Source organism: Streptomyces sp. NPDC046379, assembly GCF_055587785.1.
In genome coordinates, this window is record NZ_JBVJFP010000003.1 from 149,235 (window position 1) to 167,347 (window position 18,113).

General features: G+C 74.1%; 10 protein-coding genes. 9 read left to right on the forward strand and 1 reads right to left on the reverse strand.

Annotated elements, in window-relative coordinates; genetic code table 11:
* Nucleotides 1-69: 69 nt before the first annotated feature.
* The 9 genes from ACZ6KF_RS07645 to ACZ6KF_RS07685 all read left to right on the forward strand — a co-directional run bounded on the left by ACZ6KF_RS07645 (nucleotide 70) and on the right by ACZ6KF_RS07685 (nucleotide 16,991).
* Entirely contained in the window at nucleotides 70-1,776 is a 1,707-nt protein-coding gene (locus tag ACZ6KF_RS07645; RefSeq protein WP_356627442.1) for a glycerol-3-phosphate dehydrogenase/oxidase, read from the forward strand.
* 168 nt (nucleotides 1,777-1,944) lie between these two features.
* On the forward strand, nucleotides 1,945-3,951 hold the full coding sequence (locus ACZ6KF_RS07650) for a serine/threonine-protein kinase (protein WP_469176204.1): 2,007 nt from the start codon (nucleotides 1,945-1,947) through the stop codon (nucleotides 3,949-3,951).
* A gap of 164 nt (nucleotides 3,952-4,115) precedes the next feature.
* Nucleotides 4,116-6,503, forward strand: coding sequence for a protein kinase (locus ACZ6KF_RS07655; protein WP_356627441.1), 2,388 nt, complete (start codon nucleotides 4,116-4,118; stop codon nucleotides 6,501-6,503).
* 190 nt (nucleotides 6,504-6,693) lie between these two features.
* Complete coding sequence (locus tag ACZ6KF_RS07660; protein WP_469176308.1) at nucleotides 6,694-8,433, forward strand: serine/threonine-protein kinase; 1,740 nt, start codon at nucleotides 6,694-6,696, stop codon at nucleotides 8,431-8,433.
* Between the two features lie 105 nt (nucleotides 8,434-8,538).
* The gene (locus tag ACZ6KF_RS07665) at nucleotides 8,539-9,627 is read left to right on the forward strand and encodes a serine/threonine-protein kinase (protein ID WP_469237686.1); all 1,089 of its coding nucleotides are present in this window, start codon (nucleotides 8,539-8,541) and stop codon (nucleotides 9,625-9,627) included.
* A gap of 160 nt (nucleotides 9,628-9,787) precedes the next feature.
* The gene (locus ACZ6KF_RS07670) at nucleotides 9,788-11,455 is read left to right on the forward strand and encodes a serine/threonine-protein kinase (RefSeq protein WP_469237688.1); all 1,668 of its coding nucleotides are present in this window, start codon (nucleotides 9,788-9,790) and stop codon (nucleotides 11,453-11,455) included.
* A 101-nt stretch (nucleotides 11,456-11,556) separates the two neighbouring features.
* Nucleotides 11,557-13,341: a serine/threonine-protein kinase gene (locus ACZ6KF_RS07675; RefSeq protein WP_469237690.1), complete on the forward strand. Its 1,785-nt coding sequence runs from the start codon at nucleotides 11,557-11,559 to the stop codon at nucleotides 13,339-13,341.
* A 116-nt stretch (nucleotides 13,342-13,457) separates the two neighbouring features.
* The gene (locus tag ACZ6KF_RS07680; RefSeq protein WP_356627437.1) at nucleotides 13,458-15,101 is read left to right on the forward strand and encodes a succinic semialdehyde dehydrogenase; all 1,644 of its coding nucleotides are present in this window, start codon (nucleotides 13,458-13,460) and stop codon (nucleotides 15,099-15,101) included.
* 63 nt (nucleotides 15,102-15,164) lie between these two features.
* Complete coding sequence (locus ACZ6KF_RS07685; protein WP_356627436.1) at nucleotides 15,165-16,991, forward strand: GMC family oxidoreductase; 1,827 nt, start codon at nucleotides 15,165-15,167, stop codon at nucleotides 16,989-16,991.
* 649 nt (nucleotides 16,992-17,640) lie between these two features.
* Here the strand turns inward: ACZ6KF_RS07685 and ACZ6KF_RS07690 are convergent.
* Complete coding sequence (locus ACZ6KF_RS07690; RefSeq protein ID WP_356627435.1) at nucleotides 17,641-17,931, reverse strand: chorismate mutase; 291 nt, start codon at nucleotides 17,929-17,931, stop codon at nucleotides 17,641-17,643.
* Nucleotides 17,932-18,113: the final 182 nt, after the last annotated feature.

An 18,113-nucleotide genomic window follows, 5' to 3' on the forward strand; every position in this document is an offset into this window, starting at 1 on the left:
CCGAAGTCGGGCAACCCGGTCAGAATCTGGGCATGGGGATACGGGCCGGGCGATGAGCGGGAGGCAGCTGTGAGGACAGGGACACTGGGACCGGAGCAGCGCGCCGAGTCGCTGGCGGCGATGGCCGAGCGGGAGCTGGACGTCCTGGTCGTGGGCGGCGGCGTGGTCGGCGCCGGCACCGCCCTCGACGCCGTGACCCGCGGGCTGTCCACCGGCCTGGTCGAGGCGCGCGACTGGGCGTCGGGCACGTCGAGCAGGTCCAGCAAGCTCGTCCACGGCGGTCTGCGGTATCTGGAGATGCTCGACTTCGCGCTGGTGCGCGAGGCGTTGAAGGAGCGCGGGCTGCTGCTGGAGCGCCTCGCCCCGCACCTGGTGAAGCCGGTGCCGTTCCTGTACCCGTTGCAGCACAAGGGCTGGGAGCGCCTGTACGCCGGGTCGGGCGTCGCCCTCTACGACGCCATGTCGATGGCCCGCGGCCACGGCCGGGGCCTGCCCGTGCACCGGCACCTGAGCCGCCGTCACGCCCTGCGCGTCGCCCCCTGCTTGAAGAAGGACGCCCTGGTCGGCGCACTCCAGTACTACGACGCCCAGATGGACGACGCCCGCTTCGTGGCCACCCTGGTCCGCACGGCCGCCTCCTACGGCGCCCACGCTGCCAACCGCGCGCGGGTGACCGGGTTCCTGCGCGAGGGCGAACGCGTCGTCGGAGCGCGGGTGCAGGACGTCGAGGGCGGCGGGGAGTACGAGATCCACGCCAAGCAGATCGTCAACGCCACCGGCGTGTGGACCGACGACACCCAGGCGATGGTGGGCGAGCGGGGGCAGTTCCACGTCCGGGCGTCCAAGGGCATCCACCTCGTCGTCCCCAAGGACCGCATCCACTCCGGCACCGGACTGATCCTGCGCACCGAGAAGTCCGTGCTCTTCGTCATCCCCTGGGGCCGGCACTGGATCATCGGCACCACCGACACCGACTGGGACCTCGACAAGGCGCACCCGGCCGCGTCCAGCGCCGACATCGACTACCTGCTGGAGCACGTCAACTCCGTGCTCGCGGTGCCGCTCACCCGCGACGACGTGGAGGGCGTCTACGCGGGGCTGCGCCCGCTGCTGGCCGGCGAGTCCGACGCCACCAGCAAGCTCTCGCGCGAGCACACCGTCGCCCACCCGGTGCCGGGGCTGGTCGTGGTGGCGGGCGGCAAGTACACGACGTACCGGGTGATGGCCAAGGACGCGGTGGACGAGGCGGTGCACGGGCTCGACCTGCGCGTCGCCGAGTGCGTCACCGAGGACGTGCCGCTGCTCGGCGCCGAGGGCTACCGGGCGCTGTGGAACGCCCGCGCGCGCATCGCCGCCCGCACCGGGCTGCACGTGGTGCGGGTCGAGCATCTGCTCAACCGCTACGGCTCGATGGCCGAGGAGGTCCTCGAACTCGTCGCCGCCGACTCCTCGCTCGGCGAACCGCTGACGGGCGCCGAGGACTATCTGCGCGCCGAAGTCGTCTACGCCGCCTCGCACGAGGGCGCGCGCCACCTCGACGACGTGCTGACCCGGCGCACCCGCATCTCCATCGAGACCTTCGACCGCGGCACCCGCTGCGCCCGCGAGGCCGCGGAGCTGATGGCGCCCGTCCTCGGCTGGGACGAGGACCAGATCGAGCGCGAGATCCGCCACTACGACAAGCGCGTCGAGGCCGAACGGGAGTCGCAGCGCCAGCCGGACGACCTCACGGCGGACGCGGCCCGCCTGGGGGCGCCGGACATCGTGCCGTTGTAACGGGCGGGGAACGCCGAGGGCACGGGTCGGACCACGGGGGAGTCTTTGACGGCCTTTGTCCGCCATGTCGGTCGACGTCGGCGCCGGACGAGGGCACCCTGGGCGTCGGGCACTTGTCGGGTGAGGGACAATGGAGCCTCTGTCAGGGCGGGTTGCATGAGGGGACGCATGTCGGAGGCGGAGCGGGCGGGGACATCCCGTCAGGACACTCGTCAGGACAACAACGAGCGTCTCCTCGCCGGGCGGTACCGGCTGGGAGCGGTGCTGGGCCGCGGTGGCATGGGCACGGTGTGGCGCGCCGAGGACGAAACCCTCGGCCGGACCGTCGCCGTCAAGGAACTGCGCTTTCCGGCCAACATCGACGAAGAGGAGAAGCGACGGCTCATCACCCGGACCCTGCGCGAGGCCAAGGCCATCGCCCGGATCCGGAACACCAGCGCCGTCACCGTCTTCGACGTGGTCGACGAGGACGACCGGCCGTGGATCGTCATGGAGCTGGTCGAGGGCAAGTCGCTCGCCGAGGTCATCCGCGAGGACGGCCTGCTGGAGCCCAGGCGCGCCGCCGAGGTCGGCCTCGCCGTCCTCGACGTGCTGCGCTCGGCGCACCGCGAGGGCATCCTGCACCGCGACGTGAAGCCGTCGAACGTGCTCATCGCCGACGACGGCCGGGTCGTGCTCACCGACTTCGGCATCGCCCAGGTCGAGGGCGACCCCTCCATCACCTCCACCGGCATGCTCGTCGGCGCCCCCTCGTACATCTCCCCGGAGCGCGCCCGCGGCCACAAGCCCGGCCCCGCGGCCGACCTGTGGTCGCTCGGCGGACTGCTCTACGCGGCCGTCGAGGGCTCCCCGCCGTACGACAAGGGCTCCGCCATCGCCACGCTGACCGCGGTGATGACCGAGCCGCTGGAGGAGCCGAGGAACGCCGGCCCGCTGCGGGACGTCATCTACGGCCTGCTCAACAAGGACCCCGACAAGCGGCTCGACGACGCGGGCGCGCGGGCGCTGCTCAAGGCCGTGATCCAGGCGCCCGACCCGAAGACCGCCCAGCCCGCCGACGCCACCCGCGTCGTCCCGCTGCCTCCGCTGCCGGACGGACCCGCGCGCGGCGGGGGCGCGGCGGGCGGCAAGCGCGGCGACGAGGCGGCCGAACGGCTGCGCGGGGCGCTGCGCTCCGTGCGCAAGGCCGCCGTCGCCGCGGGGGGCGCCGCCGGAGCCAAGTCCGCGAGCGACACGCCCGCCGCCTCCGCGTCCCCGGCCACGGGGGACCCGGCCGTCACGTCGGCCACCGCCCTGGCGTCCGACCCGGGCGCCGGAGCGAACGGCGCCTCGGGCGGCCGGAGTTCCGGCTGGCCCGTGATGACGCCGCCCGACCTGCCCCCGCGGCCCGCGCCCCGCGCGCCGATCACCGACGTCGTCTCCCGGCGCACGCTCGTCGTCATCGCGGTCGTGGTGCTGCTCGCCGTCCTCAGCGTGGTGCTGACCGCCACGCTCGGCGACGACGAAGGCTCCGGCGGCTCCGCCGGCCCCAGCGGCAGGCCCGCCGCCAGTGCGAGCGCCGGCACCCGCTCCGACGACGGCGGCGCCCGCGCGGACGGCGACGCCACCCATTCCAGCACGACGCGGCCCGCCCCGTCCGGCACCGGCGCGGGCGGCGGCCCGGCCGGCGACGAGGACGACGACGCGCGGGGTTCAGACGACGGCTCCGACGACTCGGCCGGCTCCGGCAAGGAGGGCGGCACCACCGCCGTCACCACCCACCGGGGCGCCCAGGGCTACTCCATCGGCCTGCCCAAGGGCTGGAAGTACGGCACCTCCGACGCGGCCGGCGACCGCTTCACCGGCCCCGGCGGACAGAAGCTGCTCATCGCCTGGACCTCCACGCCCAAGGACGACCCCGTCGCGGACTGGAAGAACCAGGAACGCTTCATGACGCGCTCCCAGTACGACCGGATCCGGATAGAAGCCGTCGACTACAAGGGCTGGAACACCGCCGACTGGGAGTTCACCTACGTCGACGGCGGGACCGAGTACCGGACGATCGACCGCGGCTTCGTGGTGAACGACCGTCAGGGCTACGCGCTGATGTACACGGCGAAGGCCGCCGACTGGGGCGGCGAGCTGCGCAGGAGCACCTGGCGCACGCTGACGAAGACGTTCCGGCCGAAGGCCTGACCGACGTCGGCGGGCGGATTCCGCACCGGATCGGGACGTGAGATGTCGCATCCCGTCCGTGCGAGTTGCCTCCGGCACGTATCGTGAGTGCTTGCGAACCGTCAGCAGCGGGAACGCGATGCCAGACGAACGGACTTGACCACCGGGCGGCCGGGGGAGGCAACGTGGACGACTACGCGGGCCGGGTACTCGCCGACCGCTACCGCCTGCCGCTGCCCCCGTCCGACGAGTACGAACTCACCGAGACCCGGGCCTTCGACACCTACAGCGGCCAGGAAGTCCTGGTCAGGCAGGTGCCGTTGCCGGAGGTCCTGGAAGCGGAGGTACTCGACGCGGAAGGGCTGCCCGCCGGTTTCACGGCACGCGACCGGGGCGCGGCGGGCCGTGCGCCGGGCGGGCGCGGGCCGGCCGATCCGGCGGTGCGGCGCGCGGTGGAGGCGGCCCAGGCCGCGGCGCGCGTCCCCGACCACCCCAGGCTCGACCAGGTCTTCGACGTGTTCGCCGAGGGCGGCTCCCTGTGGGTCGTCAGCGAGCTGGTGGCCGCTCGCCCGCTGGCCGCCCTCCTCGCCGAGCAGCCGCTGACGCCGTACCGGGCGGCCGAGGTGGCCTCCGACGTCCTCACCGCCCTGCGGGTGCTGCACGCGCACGGCTGGGTCCACCGCAACATCACCGCCCGCACCGTCCTCGTCTGCGACGACGGCCGGGTCGTGCTGACCGGCCTCGCGGTCGGGGCGGCGGAGGAGGCGCTGTGCGGCTACGACCCGGTGCCCGAGGGCATGCGCCTGCCGGTGCCGGGCGAGGACACGGGCGCCGTCCTGGGGCCGCCGGACGCCGGTGACCCGGAGGCCGCCCGGCGGGCCGCCATCGAGGCGCGGGCGGCCGGTGCGCTGCCGTCGGCGCCCGGCACGGCCCTGCCGCCCGGCGCGGGCGGACCACCCGCCCCGCGCGGCGGACAGGAGACCGGCGGGGACATCAGGGCAGCGCGGGCCGGCGCCATCGCGGCCTACCGCGCCGGGGCACGCGCGGCGGCCCGCGTCCACGAGGCCCAGCAGAACGGCCGGGCCACCCTGCCCGGCGCCCGCCCCGCCCCCGAACCGCGCGACGAGAACACGCCCCCCGGACAGATAGCCGACCCCTACGGCGTCGACGGCAGGCCCCGGCCGGGCGGCGTCCCGCGCACCCCTGCGGGCAGCACGGGCCCCGAGGCGCTGACCCCCGCCCACGGCGGCGTGCCCGCACAGCAGGGCCGCGGCGCCCCCTCGGGCTGGGACGAGCCCTCCGTCGGCGCGCCCGTCGCCCGGCGCGGGCCGGGCACCGCCCTCGCCGCGGAGCGGGCCCGGCAGGCGCGGATGGCCGTGGTCGGGCCGGTCACCGAGCGCTGGGCGCCCGAGCAGGCCGGTCCGGTGCACGAGAACTGGCAGCTGGCCCCGCCCATCGGCCCCGCCACCGACCTGTGGGCGCTCGGCGCGCTGCTCTTCCGCGCCGTCCAGGGACACGCGCCCTACCCGGAGGAGTCCACGGCCGAGCTGGTGCAGATGGTGTGCGCCGAGCCGCCCGCGTACGCCGAGGAATGCGGTCCGCTGCGGCCGGTCGTGGAGTCGCTGCTGCGCCAGGACCCCACCGAACGGCTCGACTTCGAGGAACTGCGCGGCTGGCTGCGCTCCCTGGTCCGCTCCGCGCCCGAGCCGGAGGCGGGGGTGCACGTCGTGCCCGCGCCGCCGGTCGACGCGCGCCGGCTGCCGATCGTGCGCCGCCGGGGCGAGCTGGTGCGCAGGCGGCGCGCCGGTCTGCCCGCGACCCACGGACGGCACAAGCGGGGCCGGGAGAGGACGCGTTCACCGCGCAGCCTCGGCCGCACCCTGCTGGTGCTGGTCATGCTCGGGCTGGCCGGCGCCATCGCGTACGCCATGATGTTCATGCCCAAGGACGACGACCGCGCCGTCGTCGAGGGCTCCGACCGCACCGGCGTCGCCGGACAGGTCAGCGAGGCCCCCGCCCCCTCCCCGGAGGCGAGCAGCGAGCCCCGCCCCGACCAGACCACCCCCGGCGACCCCGGCACGTCCACCGGCGACGCCGAGACGCAGACCGGCGGTCCCGAGCTCGGCGACGGCTTCACCCTGCGCACCGACCCGGAGGGCTTCCGCGTCGCCGTCGCCCAGGGCTTCGAGCGCGCCCCGAAGAACGGCAGCGGCCAGGTCGTCTACCGCAAGGGCGACTTCGAGCTGCTCGTCGTACCCGGACGGGACGCCGCCGACGAGTACGGCAGCGACCCGATGGCGTACCAGCGGGAGAGCGAGCCGGAGCTGCGGCCGTACCGCGAGTCCAGCTGGGCCACCTCCTCCGGCCTGAAGACCATTCAGGTGGGCGGGCGCACCATGGCCGAGGGACAGTTCACCTGGAGCGACGAGGCCGGCCGGGACCTGTTCGTGCGCAACCTCGCGATGCTGATCGACGGGCGCTACCACGTCCTGCAGATCCGCGGACCCGAAGCCGAACGGGACGAGGTGACACGGCTCTACGACCAGGCGGCGGCCACCTACCGGGCCGGCTGACCGGGGTTCGCGGCGCGCGGGTTCCGGGGGCCGGCCGACCGGGGTGCGGGCCGGCGGCGCCCGGCTCCCGTCCGTCACGGAAGACGGCAACCGTCACAGTGGTGTCTCCGTGCCGCCCGCGCGGTTCCCCGTGTGCGGGTCCGTCCCTACGCTGAGCCTGTCAAGAACACTGCGGGGGAACGTGAATCAGATGCAGGGGCCGCTCCTGGGGGGCCGCTACCGGCTCACCGACGCCATCGGCAGCGGCGGCATGGGCCGGGTGTGGCGCGCCCACGACGAGGTGCTGCACCGGGCGGTGGCCATCAAGGAACTCACGGCCGCGCTCTACGTCCCGGACAACGAGCGGTCCGTCCTCATGGCGCGGACCCGGGCCGAGGCGCGGGCGGCGGCGCGGATCAACCACTCCGCCGTCGTCACCGTGCACGACGTGCTGGAGCACGACGGCCGGCCCTGGATCGTGATGGAACTGGTCGAGGGCCGCTCGCTCGCCGACGCGATCAAGGCCGACGGGCGGATCGCGCCCGCCGAGGCCGCCCGGATCGGCCTGTGGGTGCTGCGCGCCCTGTGCGCCGCGCACGCCGCCGGAGTGCTGCACCGCGACGTCAAGCCCGGCAACGTCCTGCTCGCCCACGACGGCCGGGTCCTGCTCACCGACTTCGGCATCGCGCAGATCGAGGGCGACAGCACCATCACCCGCACCGGAGAGGTCGTCGGCTCCGTCGACTACCTCGCGCCCGAACGCGTCCGAGGCCACGACCCCGGCCCGGCGTCCGACCTGTGGTCGCTCGGCGCGACGCTGTACGCCGCGGTGGAGGGCAGCTCACCGTTCCGCCGCACCTCCGTGCTCGCCACCATGCAGGCCGTCGTGGAGGACTCCCCGGCCGAGCCGCGGTACGCCGGCCCGCTCACGCCCGTCATCGGCGCGCTGCTGCGCAAGGAGCCCGCCGCCCGGCCCGACGCGGCCGAGACCGAACGGCTGCTGGCCGAGACGGCCGAGGGCCGGACCCCGCGGGCGGCGCAAGGGCCGACGCAGGCGTCGACGCACGGGGCGGCGCAGGGATTCGCGCCGACCGCGCCGCACGCCGCCCCGCCGCCGCCCGAGCACGGCACCCTCGCCCACCCCGCCCCGCACGTCCCGCCGTCGTACCCCCAGCCGCACTACCTCCAGCCCCAGCACCCCCAGCCCCAGCACCCCCCGGCGCCGTCGCCCGGTCGTCGGCGCATGCGCAACGCCGCCCTCGTCGTCGTGCTCGCGGCGCTCATCGGCGGCGGCGTCGCGGTGGGCCTGCACCAGTGGGACGGCGACCGCGACGCCCGCTCCGGCGCCTCCTCCTCCCCGGACCCCGGGCCGACGCGGACGACGGACCCGCGCACGACGGAGCCGACCCCCGAACCGAGCCCCAGCCCGGAGACGTCCGGGACGCAGGAGTCCGGAACCGGCGGGTCCGGGCCCGAGGGCTGGATCGGCGTCGACGACCCGGCGGGTTTCGGTCTCTCCCTGCCGGACGCGAGCTGGCAGCGGTCGGTGTACGGCGTCGAGGGCGACCTCACCCAGATCGACTACACGCCCGACGACGGCGTCCACCTCCTGCGCATCGGCATCGACAAGTCCCCCGACTTCGCCCACCCGAAGGACCATCAGCTCGACCTCGAACAGCAGCTCCAGGGACTGGAGGACTATCGGCGCGTGGAGCTGCGGGAGACCGTCTACCGGGACCGGCCGAGCGCCCGTTGGGAGTACACCTGGACCGCGCGGGCGTCCGACGACACCGCCATCCACCCGGGACCGCGCCGGGCGATCGAGGAGATGTACATCGCGCGCGACGGCACCGAGTACGCCATCTACATGTCCGGCCCCGCAGGGGACTGGGACACCACCCGGCAGCGGTTCGACGCGGTGCTGCGCAGCTGGCGGACCCAGACGGGCTGAGCGGGCGTACGTCTGAGCGAAGGACCGGGCCGTTCAGGGGCTGTTGTCGGCCAGCCTGCGTACGCGTCTCGGAAGGGTCGGCTCCGGCTGGTGCATGATGGGCGCATGGCGACCGAGAGAGCAGGTGGGAGGCTCATCGCGGGGCGTTACCGGCTCGAGGAACTGCTCGGGAGCGGAGGGATGGGCGTCGTGTGGTCGGCGACCGACCAACTGCTCGGCCGGCGGGTCGCCGTCAAGGAGATCCCGCAGGACGACTCCCTCTCGCTCCCTGCCGACGAGGCGCGGGCCCGGCGCGACCGCACCCTGCGCGAGGCCCGCGCGGTCGCCCAGCTGCGGCACCCGCACATCATCGTCGTCCACGACGTCGTGGAGGACGACGAACACCCGTACATGGTCATGGAGCTGATCGACGGCCCGTCGCTGGCCGAGCGGATCGCCGACCACGGCCCCGTCGACCCCCACGAGGCCGCCCGCATCGGCATCGCCCTGCTCGGCGCGCTGCGCTCCGCCCACGAGGCCGGGGTGCTGCACCGGGATGTCAAACCCGCCAACGTCCTCATCGAGTCCGGCACCGGCCGGGTCGTCCTCACCGACTTCGGCGTGGCCCATGTCGAGGGCGCCAGCACGCTCACCGAGGCCGGTTCCTTCGTCGGGTCGGCCGAGTACACCGCGCCCGAGCGGATGGCCGGGGGCGGCACCGGCCCGGCGTCCGACCTGTGGTCGCTCGGCGTGCTGCTGTGCACGGCGGTGAGCGGCCGGTCCCCGTTCCAGCGGGACACGCTCAGCGGGGTGCTGCTCGCGGTGGTCTCCGCGGACATCCGGTTCCCGGCGCAGGCCGAGCCGCTGCTGCCGGTCGTACGGGGACTGCTGGAGCGCGACCCGGAGCGGCGACTGGACGCGGTGCGGGCGGAGCGGCTGCTGCGCGACTTCCGCGAGACCGGCCGCACCACGCCGACGCCGCCGACCGAGTCGTCCCGCAGGGCCCGGCGCGCGGCGCGGGAACGGCTGGCGCTCGCCCTGCTGGTCGCCGCGCTGGCCGGGGCCGGGATGTCGGCGGCGCTGCTGCTGATGAGCGGCGAGGGCGACGACGGAGGCCGCACGCCCACGACCCCGGCGCCCCGCACGTCCCTGACCACCCCGGGGACGCCGTCCGTGCACGCGCCGGGAGGGACGTCGGCGCCCGCGCCGCGCTGAGGGCCGTACGACGGGCACCGGGCAGCCGGTGCGGCCGTACGGAGCACGACCGGCCGCAATGCGTGTGAACGGGAGATATGCCGCGTACTGCGTCACGGCTCTGTGACTGCCCGCCGCCCGCCCTGGAAGCGAGGGCTTCCGGCGCGATATGACAGGGAGCATGAGCAACAACGGGGGAGCCCGCCACGGGGCCGACGAGCCGACGAGTTTCGCACTGCAACCGCCGAACCCGCACGCGGTCGGCGTTCCGCACCCGGGCAACCCGTACGCCGCGCCCACCCAGGTCGTCGCACCCCGGCCGGCTCCGCAGCCTTCCCGGGACCCCGGCGCCGGACGGCTCATCGGCGGCCGTTACCGGCTGCTGGCCAAGCTCGGGCACGGCGGCATGGGCACGGTGTGGCGGGCCAAGGACGAGACGGTGGACCGCGAGGTCGCGGTCAAGGAGCCGCGCGTCCCCGACCATCTTCCCGAACGCGAACGTGCCAACGCCTTCGAGCGCATGCGCCGCGAAGCGCGTGCCGCGGCCCGGCTCGACCACCCGGCGGTCGTGAACGTGCACGACGTGGCCATCGAGGACGGCCGGCCGTGGATCGTGATGGAACTCGTGCAGGGCCGCTCCCTCGGCGACGCCCTCCAGGAGGGCACGCTCGGCGCGCGCGAGGCCGCCCGCATCGGCCTGGAGGTGCTCGGCGCGCTGGAGGCCGCGCACGCGGCGGGCATCCTGCACCGCGACGTCAAGCCGGACAACGTGCTGCTCGGCCGGCACGACCGGGTCGTCCTGACCGACTTCGGCATCGCGCAGATCGAGGGCGAGACCAACCTCACCGACACCGGTGGCTTCGTCGGCTCGCCCGAGTACATCGCGCCGGAGCGGGTGCTGGGCCAGCGTCCCGGCCCGGCGTCCGACCTGTGGTCGCTCGGCGTCGTCCTGTACGCGGCGACCGAGGGCGTCTCGCCGTTCCGCCGCAGCAACACCCCGGCCACCCTCCAGTCCGTCCTGAACGCCACCCCTGCTCCGCCCGCCGCCGCGCAGGGGCCGCTCGCCGAGGCCATCAACGGCCTGCTCCGCAAGGACCCGGCGACCCGCCCGAACGCCGCCCAGGTGCGCGCGCTGCTCGAAGCCGCCGCCAACCCGCCGGCGCCCGTCCCCACGCAGTTCGTGACGGCCGCCGCGCCGGAAAGCGGGCGGCGCGCCGGACGGGCCGGCCGGCAGCTGTGGCTCGGCTTCGGCGCGGGAGCCGTGGCCGCCGCGCTGGTGGCGTACCTCGTGGCCGCGAACCCGTTCGCGGGCCCGCCGCCCGTGCTGCCCGCCGACTGGAGGACGCACGACGTCAAGGACCTCGGCGCGACGCTCGCCGTGCCCGAGGGCTATGTGGAGCAGCGGCCGGACGACGCGGCAGGCGACGAGCACTGGGTGACGTACGCGGACGTCAGCGGCACCGTCTGGATCGGGCTGAACCTGGACAAGAAGGCCGAGGACGCCATCGGCGACATCGCGGCCACGGCGGCGGCCGAGATGTACGAGGACGACGAGGACTTCCGGGAGAACGGGGACTACGACCTCGGGATGGGCGAGGACGCGAAGACCAACCCGGACGACAAGGCCACCTACGACGGCCGCAAGGCCGCGAAGAACACCGTCGTCTACCGGACCACCGACAGCCAGAACCCACGCCCTCGCGAGGTCCAGATCTTCTACTACAAGTCCGCCGCGACCGGGGACATGTACAAGCTGACCATCAGCTACCCGGGCAAGGGCGACTTCGACGAGCGTGGGCGCGAGGTGGCGAAGGCGGCGATCGCCAACTTCGAGGTGCACAAGCCCTGACGCGGGCCGTCCCGAAGTCGGCGTGCGGATCCGTTCGTCGGTGTCCGATCGCCGGTCCGTCCGCGTCGACAAGGTGGCGGCCGGCGGGGTAGGCATGGGGCATGAGTGACGGCGGCGAACACCAGCGCGACGCACCGGTGACCGGCGGGCGGCTGGTCGGCGGACGCTACCGGCTGATCGAGCGCATCGGCTCCGGCGGAATGGGCACCGTGTGGCGGGCCCACGACGAACTGGTCGATCGCGAAGTCGCCGTCAAGCAGCCCCGGTTGGCGGGAGACCCGGAGGGCGACGGCCACCGCAGGGCCGCCCACCGGCTCTACCGCGAGGCCCGCGCCGCCGCCCGCGTCGACCACCCCTGCGCCGTCTCCATCCACGACGTCGTCGTCGAGGGCGAGGGCCGGGAGGCGGTGGACGGCGGACTGCCCTGGATCGTGATGGAACTGGTCCGCGGCGAGTCCCTGCACGAGGTCCTCGCGCGCGGGCCGCTGCCCGCCCCCGAGGCCGCCCGCATCGGCCTCGCCGTCCTCGGCGCGCTGCGCGCCGCACACGCCGTCGGCATCGTGCACCGCGACGTCAAGCCCGCCAACGTCCTCCTCGGCCCGCACGGCCGCGTGGTCCTCACCGACTTCGGCATCGCCCACGTCCAGGGCGAGGAGTCCCTCACCGTCAGCGGGGAGTTCGTCGGCTCGCTGGAATTCGTCGCACCCGAGCGGATGTCCGGCCGGGGCATCGCCGGACCGGCCTGCGACCTGTGGTCCCTCGGCGTGCTGCTGTACGCCGCGGTGGAGGGCGGGTCCCCGTTCCGCCGTACGACACCGGAGGCGACGCTCGCCGCGATCCTCGCAGCCGATCCGCCCGAGCCGAAGCAGGCCGGCCCGCTGGGCCCGCTGCTCGTGCGGCTGCTGGCGAAGGACCCGGAGGCGAGGCCCGGCCCGGAGGAGACCGCCGAGGTGCTGTCGGCGGTCGCGCGGGGCCGGCCGGAGGCGCCCGGGGTCGGGGTGACGGTGGCGCAGGACGCGGAGGGGTTGGGCGGCTTCGCGGACGACGCGGGGACGGTGGCGCTCGGCGGAGGGCGGCGAGAAGGCGGCGCAAGCGCGCCGGTCACGGTTCCGGGCGTTGCGGAGGACCCCGATCCGGCTCCGAGCCCCGATCCGGCCCCGAGCCCCGCCCTCGCCCCCGAGCCGTCCCGGCCGCCGCGCCGCCGCATCCCGCTCGTGCTGCTCGGGGTGCTCCTGGTCGGCGGGGCGTGGTTCGCCGCCTCCTCCTTCACGGGGGCGGAGGGAGGCGAGGGCGACGCACGGGCCGCCGCTCCGTCCACGGCCCTCTCCCCGTCCTCGTCCCCATCCCCCTCCGTGTCTGCGTCCCGCACCCCGCCCGCCACGGCGGGTACCTGGACGAAGCACCACCAGCCGGAGATGGACGCCGCCCTCTCGGTCCCCGCCTCCTACGAGGAGTTCGCCCGGCAGGGCAGCGCGCGGTACCAGCCGCGGATCGTGATCTACGAGGAGGACGGCGTCGCCGTACGCCTCACCCAGTGGGACAGGGCGCCCCGCTCCCCGATGGGCCAGGCGAAGGAGGCGCACGCCGACTGGGACCTGGCCGAGGGCGACGCGCGCACGCGGTACAGCCCCACCAGCCTCCGGGGGTACGAGGCCGTGCTCGCCGACACCACGTACAGCGCCGACGGCGTCCGGACCCGGGTCATGCAGTTGATGATCCTCACCGGGGACAGCCGCCTGTACGAACTGCGCGTCGACATGCCCGAGGGCACCCCGGACGAGAAGCGCGGCACCGCGCTGTTCAGGGGCGTCCGCGACCGGCTGGAAATCGGCGGGGACGTCCGCGGAAACCGCGGTGCGAACCGACGTACGGCTGGCGACCGCTGAACAACACCCTGATCAGCGGGTTTGCCGCCAGTGATCACTGGCGGATTGTGAGTACCCGGTGAATGGCTGTTACCGACGGGTACACAAACGTTCCGCCCGGGCATACCCTGCGCCTCATGACGGACGCGCAGGCCCTGGAGCAGGCCACGGAAGAGACCCGCACGGCCACCACCACCGGCACCAACCCCCTCGCCCCCGCCCCGGCGGGGGTCCGCACCGCCGCGGACGTGGTCACCCCCGAGCTGGTCGCCCGGCTCACCAAGGGCGTGACCGGGTCGGGCCGGACCGCCAACCACACGCCGTTCACCGGCGAGAAGCTGGCCGACCTGCCCGAGTCCACGCCCGAGGACGTGGCGGCGGCCTTCGACCGGGCCCGGGCCGCCCAGGCGGTGTGGGAACGCACGCCCGTCCGGCAGCGGGCCGCCGTCCTGCTGCGCTTCCACGACCTGGTGCTGGAGCGTCAGGCCGAGGTGCTCGACCTGATCCAGCTGGAGACCGGCAAGGCCCGGCTGCACGCCCACGAGGAGGTGCAGGCCGTCGCCGTCGCCGCCCGCCACTACGGCCGCAAGGCGCCCGCCTATCTGCGCCCCAGGCGGCGCACCGGGGCCGTGCCGATGCTCACGAAGGTCACCGAGCTGCGCCACCCGCGCGGGGTCGTGGGGCAGATCGTCCCCTGGAACTACCCGCTGGAGCTGTCCGTCGGCGACGCGCTGCCCGCCCTGGTCGCGGGCAACGCGGTGGTGATGAAACCCGACACCGAGTCCTGCCTGACCGCGCTGTGGGCCCGTGACCTGCTGATCGAGGCCGGTCTGCCCGCCGACGTCCTCCAGGCCGTGATCGGCCTCGGTCCCGTCGTCGGTCCCGAGGTCGTCAAACGCGGCGACTACGTCTCCTTCACCGGCTCCACCCGCACCGGCCGCGAGGTCGCCCAGGTCGCCGCCGACCGGCTGGTGGGCGTATCGCTCGAACTAGGCGGCAAGAACGCCATGCTGGTCCTCGCGGACGCCGACATCGAGAAGGCGGCGGCCGGGGCCGTGCGGGCCTGTTTCTCCTCCGCCGGGCAGCTGTGCATCTCCGTCGAGCGGCTGTACGTGCACGAGTCCGTCGCCGACGCGTTCCTGGAGCGCTTCGTGGCCCGCACCCGCGCCATGCGGCTGGGCAGCGCCCTCGCCTACGGGGCGGACATGGGTTCCCTGGTGAGCGGGCAGCAGCTGGACACCGTACGGCGACACGTGGACGAGGCCGTCGCCAAGGGCGCGCGGATCCTGGCCGGCGGCGTCGCCCGCCCGGACATCGGCCCGTACTTCTACGAGCCGACCGTCCTCGACGGGGTCACGGACGCGATGGCGGTCTGCACGGAGGAGACCTTCGGCCCAGTCGTCTGCGTCCACCGGTTCAGGACCGAGGACGAGGCCGTCGAACTCGCCAACTCCACGCCGTACGGCCTCAACTCCTCCGTCTGGACGAAGGACGGCCGGCGCGGACGCGCGGTCGCCGCCCGGCTGCGCACCGGCACCGTGAACGTCAACGAGGGCTACGCGTCCGCGTACGGCAGCGTCCAGGCCCCGATGGGCGGCATGAAGGACTCCGGCCTCGGCCGCCGCCACGGCTCCGAGGGCATCCTCAAGTACACCGAGTCCCAGACCGTCGCCCAGCAGCGGCTGCTGCCGATGGCGCCGTCACTGGGCATGGACGACGAGCAGTACGCGGCGTTCATGAGCCGCAGCCTGCGCCTGATGAAGGCGTTCCGCCTCCGCTGACCGCCACCCGCCCGCGCTGATCCCGAGCCGCCGTCACCGCCCCGCTTTCGACGAGGAGAGCACGTGTCCCAGGAGAACTCCGTCCGCAGACCGGACAACGACGCGGACTACGACTACGACGTGATCGTCGTGGGTTCCGGCTTCGGCGGCTCGGTGACCGCCCTGCGCCTCACGGAGAAGGGCTACCGGGTCGGCGTCCTGGAGGCCGGCCGCCGCTTCACCCGCGAGACCCTCCCCAGGAACTCCTGGGACCTCAAGAACTACCTGTGGGCCCCGCGCCTGGGCATGTACGGCATCCAGCGCATCCATCTGCTGGGCAACGTCATGGTCCTGGCCGGTGCCGGGGTCGGCGGCGGCTCCCTCAACTACGCCAACACCCTCTACGTACCGCCGAAGCCGTTCTTCGAGGACCCGCAGTGGCGGGACATCACCGACTGGCAGGACGAGCTGTCGCCGTACTACGACCAGGCCCGGCGCATGCTCGGCGTGCGGCTCAACCCCACCATGACGCCGTCCGACGTCCACCTGAAGGCCGCCGCCGAGCGGATGGGCGTCGGCGACACCTTCCACATGGCGCCGGTCGGCGTGTTCTTCGGCGACGGCAAGGACGCCGACGGGTCGGTGCGCGCCAAGCCCGGCGAGAAGGTCCCGGACCCGTACTTCGGCGGAGCCGGCCCGGAGCGCACCGCCTGCGCCGAGTGCGGCGAGTGCATGACGGGCTGCCGGCGCGGGGGCAAGAACACCCTCAACGAGAACTATCTCCACCTCGCCGAGAAGGCGGGCGCGGTCGTGCACCCCATGACCACGGTCGTGGCGCTCACCGACGACTCGCGCGGCGGCTACGCCGTCACCACCGTCCCCACCGACCAGCGCGCCAAGGGCGCCGGACGCCGCCGCGGACAGGTCCTGCGGGCCCGCCAGGTGGTCCTCGCCGCCGGCACCTACGGCACCCAGACCCTGCTGCACCGGATGAAGGCGACCGGCCGGCTGCCGTACGTCTCCGACCGCCTCGGCATGCTGACCCGCACCAACTCCGAGGCGCTCGTCGGCGCCCAGACCACCGACCGGCGCTACCGCAAGGTCAGCGGCGGATCCGGGCCCGACTTCACCCGCGGCGTCGCCATCACGTCGTCGATCCACCCCGACGCCGACACCCACATCGAGCCCGTCCGCTACGGCAGGGGCTCCAACTCCATGGGCAGCCTGACCATCCTCCAGGTGCCGTACGCCGAGAGCTCCTCCCGCGTCCTCGGCTTCCTGCGCCACGCCGCCCGGCACCCGCTGCTGGTGCTGCGCTCCCTGTCCAACCGCCGCTGGTCGGAGCGGACCATCATCGGCCTGGTGATGCAGTCGCTGGACAACTCCCTGACGACGTATCTGAAGCCCGGCGGCGTGGGCAAGGGCCTGCTCACCGCCCGCCAGGGCCACGGCGCGCCGAACCCCAAGCAGATCAGGGCCGCCACGGAGGCGGCGTCCGCGATCGCCGCGGAGATCAACGGCTTCGCCGGCAGCAACGTCGGGGAGCTGATGGGCACCCCGCTCACCGCCCACTTCCTCGGCGGCTGCCCGATCGGCGCCTCCCGCGAGACCGGCGTCATCGACCCCTACCACCGGCTCTACGGCCACCCCGGCATCTGCGTCGTGGACGGCTCCGCGGTCTCCGCCAACCTGGGCGTCAACCCGTCCCTGACGATCACCGCGCAGGCCGAGCGCGCGATGTCGTTCTGGCCGAACAAGGGGGAGCCCGATCCGCGTCCGCGCCAGGGCGAGGCGTACGAGCGTCTCCGTCCGGTCGAGCCCAAGGCGCCGGCGGTCCCGGCGGACGCCTTCGGCGCGTTGCGGCTGCCGTTTCTGGGGACTCCGGCGGTGCCGCCGAAGCGGGAGCGATGAGGTCCGGACGACTGGATCCGACGACGGAACGACGGGAACGACCGAAACGACGGGATCCGACGACGAAACGACGGGATCCGATGAGGGGATGACGACGGAATGCGGAAGAGGGACCTGCGCCCCCCTCCGAGCGCAGGTCCCTCTTCACGGCTGTGCGGCCTTTACGGCTGTGCGGCCTGGGTACAGCAGGTTTGATCCACCGCGGGTGTGAATGGTTGTCCTGATCCCTCTGGAATTCCTGTGTGACGTGGGTCACTTGTTCCGGAGGGTGCCGGTGCACGACGAAGGGCTCCGCGGGGGAGCGCGGAGCCCTGGCCGTTCTCGCTGTTCCTCGCCGTGCGCCGCTTTCGCCGGCCGGCCCCGGGCGTCCCCGGAGCCGGCCGGTCTCTCTCGATGACCGGGCAGCTGTCCCCTGCCGTCCGGTCATCTCCTGGAGCGAGGTCCCACGACGCACGGGGCGATCCGCACGTCTCATCGCTCCAGCGAGCCACGCGTGGTTCTGCGGCACCGGGACCAACGAAGCGTCTCGGGGGGCAGTCACGCGCCGCAGGAGTGAGTCGGGGTGCGTACGTTTGAGGCGAGGCGCATTCCTGGGGGCGGGGCGCGAGTTCCGGGGCGTGGCGCGTGTTCCGGGGAGGGGCGTGCGCCGTCAGATCCTGCCGCGGCACAGTTCGAGGAGCGTCATGGCGAGGGCCGTGCCCGGCCTGCCCAGGGCCTCGCTGTAGTGGCCGAGGACCTCCATTTCGCGGGAGAGGTTCACGCGGCGGCCCCCGGAGGTGATCCGGGCCTGCTGGATGACGGCCGAGACGGCCATCCGTTCCTGGATCAGTCCGATGATCCGGTCGTCCAGCGCGTCGATGCGCTCCCGCGCGCCACTGATCACGTCGGCGGCCTCGGGGGTGCGTGCGCCGGTCTTCTCCGCCGCGGTGGTGAGGGTCATGTCGGGACTCCTGATTCCTGGGAGCGGCGTCCCGGAACGACGCGACCCGGGAAACGACAGGCGCCCCGGGCCTTGTCGGCCCGGGGCGCCTGGGATGTCGCTTGTCAGTTGCTCAAGCAGCACGACCATGGCAGCCGGCGGGCCGGTTGCCATAGGTAAAGACGAAGGTCTGGTGCGTGAGC

Bases quoted from the DNA above. Each gene is read 5' to 3' on its own strand.
- ACZ6KF_RS07690 (WP_356627435.1), bottom strand. From the start codon at position 17,931: ATGACCCTCACCACCGCGGCGGAGAAGACCGGCGCACGCACCCCCGAG.
- ACZ6KF_RS07660 (WP_469176308.1), top strand. From the start codon at position 6,694: ATGCAGGGGCCGCTCCTGGGGGGCCGCTACCGGCTCACCGACGCCATC.
- ACZ6KF_RS07650 (WP_469176204.1), top strand. From the start codon at position 1,945: ATGTCGGAGGCGGAGCGGGCGGGGACATCCCGTCAGGACACTCGTCAG.
- ACZ6KF_RS07665 (WP_469237686.1), top strand. From the start codon at position 8,539: ATGGCGACCGAGAGAGCAGGTGGGAGGCTCATCGCGGGGCGTTACCGG.
- ACZ6KF_RS07675 (WP_469237690.1), top strand. From the start codon at position 11,557: ATGAGTGACGGCGGCGAACACCAGCGCGACGCACCGGTGACCGGCGGG.
- ACZ6KF_RS07670 (WP_469237688.1), top strand. From the start codon at position 9,788: ATGAGCAACAACGGGGGAGCCCGCCACGGGGCCGACGAGCCGACGAGT.
- ACZ6KF_RS07680 (WP_356627437.1), top strand. From the start codon at position 13,458: ATGACGGACGCGCAGGCCCTGGAGCAGGCCACGGAAGAGACCCGCACG.